Genomic DNA, 2,828 nt, shown 5'->3' with positions numbered 1-2,828 from the left:
GAAATAAGTGGTTTGAGCTTGTCTGCTGGAATGGTGGTGCTGGTTTCGATAGAGGTGACGATTCCGACCATTTGTCTATGCCCAAAAGGAACCAGAACTCTGGCGCCCGGCTGAATAGACTGAGCGGGATGTGAGTCATTTGGCAGGTAGTCAAACAGCTGTCTCAGAGGTGAAGGAATGGCAACCCGGACGAACCTGCTGGCATGCTGCTGAGTATCGGAGGTGTTCGCCGGTTTGTTGTTCATTCAAATGCCGTCATGGTGTTCCTTTTGGCGAAATGATACAGGAAGTGGCTGGTGGCTTGTACTGAGAAACGGCTGAGGTCTCCCTGGTCAGAGCGTAAATAGCTTCAGTTCGATAGTGCCGTATCTGCCCTGAAGTCCTGTACGTTGTACGAACATAAGTCTATTTTCCTCGGGGATAAACTCTGGTATTATCCCGCCTCTTTACTATCTCGGCTATTATGCTGAGGTGGATACCGTTTGCGGTGCCTGTCTCCAGAGCTTTTTAGAAAGGCTCTCATAGAAAGTCAGGTGGCGGCATACACCAGTTCGAGGAAGCTCAAATGAAGCAGGATATCCATCCTAACTACGAAGACATTACTGTTAGCTGCAGCTGCGGTAACAAGATTCAAACTCGCTCTACCCTGTGCAAAGATCTGGGTATTGAAGTTTGCTCCAAGTGCCACCCATTCTACACCGGCACTCAGAAGGTAATGGATACCGGCGGCCGTATCGAGCGCTTCAACAAGCGTTTCGGCAAGCTTGGTGGCGGCAGCAAGTAATCGAGCTGATAGCTTGAATACCGAAAGGCTTAAAAAGGCGATTACTTTTGTAATCGCCTTTTTTGTTGTTGTTTTATTTTCCTGATTGAACTTGTTCCCCTTATTTTCATCCTATATTCTGGGTTTTCTTATAACTTCCTCCCCTATATCAGTAAAAAATCATGGAAATGAAGCAAGCAGCTCTTGATTATCACGCTCTTCCAAAACCAGGAAAGATTTCGATTGAAATTACCAAGCCAGCAGAAACGGCCATGGATCTTTCGCTGGCCTACAGCCCGGGGGTTGCGGAGCCGGTACGGGCAATCGCGGCAAATCCTGAGGATGCTTATCGATATACCGGTAAGGGTAATCTGGTGGCGGTGATTAGTAATGGTTCTGCAATACTGGGGTTGGGAAACCTTGGGGCACTGGCCAGTAAACCGGTTATGGAAGGCAAGGCTCTGCTGTTTAAGCGCTTTGCCGGTGTCGATTCAATTGATATTGAGGTTGAATCGGAAAGTCCCCAGGCATTTATTGATACGGTAAAACGTATTGCCTGCACCTTTGGTGGTATTAATCTCGAAGATATTAAAGCGCCAGAATGTTTTGAAATTGAGCGTCGGTTGATCGAGGCCTGTGATATTCCGGTCTTTCACGATGATCAACACGGCACGGCCATTGTTACGGCTGCAGCGATGCTCAATGCCCTTGAGATTGCCGGAAAGAATATTGAAGATGCGCGGCTGGTTTGTCTCGGAGCCGGTTCTGCAGCGATTGCCTGTGTCAAGCTGCTGATCAGCTGTGGCTTCATGGCTGAAAATATCCTGATGCTGGATAGCAAGGGCGTGATTCACTCAGAGCGAAACGACCTGAATCAGTACAAGGCAATTTTTGCAGTAGAGACCAGCTGTCGTACACTGGACGATGCTATTGATGGGGCTGATGCGTTTCTGGGGGTTTCTGGCCCTGATCTGGTTTCTCCCAGGCAGCTTGAGAAAATGGCCGGAAATCCCATTGTTTTTGCCTGCGCCAATCCAGACCCGGAAATTCGCCCTGAACTGGCCAGAGAAGCTCGTCCGGATGTCATTATGGCCACTGGCCGTTCAGATTATCCCAACCAGGTTAATAATGTGCTGGGCTTCCCCTTTATTTTCAGGGGCGCTCTCGATGTGCGCGCTTCACGTATTAATGAAGAGATGAAGATTGCGGCCGTTGATGCCATCCGTGAGCTGGCGAAAGAGCCGGTACCTGAAGAGGTGATGAATGCCTATGGTGGGGATGAGTTAAGCTTTGGTCCCAACTACATTATCCCCAAGCCTATGGATGTTCGCCTGCTGGGCAGGGTGTCGGCTGCTGTTGCCCGGGCTGCGGTAGACTCTGGAGTAGCCAGGCTAGAGTATCCAGCTCATTACCCATTAGCGTCCGTATCGGATGTCTGATTACAAGCTTATTTCTTCATAGCTTCAGGATGTTAAAAGCTAAAATATGTCAGCCTGAACTGTCTGACATGTTTTAGATTTTCCTTGCTGTTTGTTCAATGCTTGAAGGTAATTCCCTAAGGAACGGACCTTAAATAACTTACCCATTTCAACAAACGTTGCCCGTTACCCGAAAAAGCTAAAGCCCCTTGTTCTTTTGCGGGCAGCGGGCAACGACCTTTTACAAGCATCAGTAAAAGGCGGATCTTATTTCGGGACAAATCCTAAGGATTTGTAATTAAATAACATCCTAAATAGGAAAATTCTGGCTCTTTTGAAAAATGAGTGGGTAGATATTTCTCCACTGTCATTCCGTACAGGGATTGTACGGAATCCACCAGGCAGGGATAGCCAGCTGGCAGAGCGTTCACATCCCTGTGAAATAGATCCTGTACAATCCCTGTACAGGATGACAGTGGGCGGGGAATATCACTGTCATTGTGTACATGGACTGTACACAATCCATCCGGCAGGGAATGCCAGCCATCAAGCTACACCTCCCTGTGAATGGATCCTGTACAATCCCTGTACAGGATGACAGTGGGCGGGGAGTATCACTGTCATTGTGCACATGAACGGTACACAAT

General features: G+C 48.3%; 3 protein-coding genes. 2 read left to right on the top strand and 1 reads right to left on the bottom strand.

Annotated elements, in window-relative coordinates; genetic code table 11:
- A partial coding sequence (locus tag RM811_RS22780) for a hypothetical protein (RefSeq protein WP_402528853.1) occupies positions 1-245 on the bottom strand: 245 nt, incomplete at its 3' end.
- A 320-nt stretch (positions 246-565) separates the two neighbouring features.
- On the opposite strand from RM811_RS22780, the gene rpmE reads away from it, so the two are divergent.
- Together rpmE and RM811_RS22770 are read left to right on the top strand one after the other, a co-directional pair.
- Entirely contained in the window at positions 566-784 is a 219-nt protein-coding gene (rpmE, locus tag RM811_RS22775; RefSeq protein ID WP_402528851.1) for a 50S ribosomal protein L31, read from the top strand.
- A 161-nt stretch (positions 785-945) separates the two neighbouring features.
- On the top strand, positions 946-2,202 hold the full coding sequence (locus tag RM811_RS22770) for a malic enzyme-like NAD(P)-binding protein (protein ID WP_402528849.1): 1,257 nt from the start codon (positions 946-948) through the stop codon (positions 2,200-2,202).
- Positions 2,203-2,828: the final 626 nt, after the last annotated feature.

Origin of the sequence: Endozoicomonas sp. (genome assembly GCF_031844845.1) — a bacterium.
Taxonomy (GTDB): domain Bacteria; phylum Pseudomonadota; class Gammaproteobacteria; order Pseudomonadales; family Endozoicomonadaceae; genus Endozoicomonas.
Note: the sequence above shows the minus strand (reverse complement) of the source record. Positions and strands in the feature narration are given on the sequence as shown.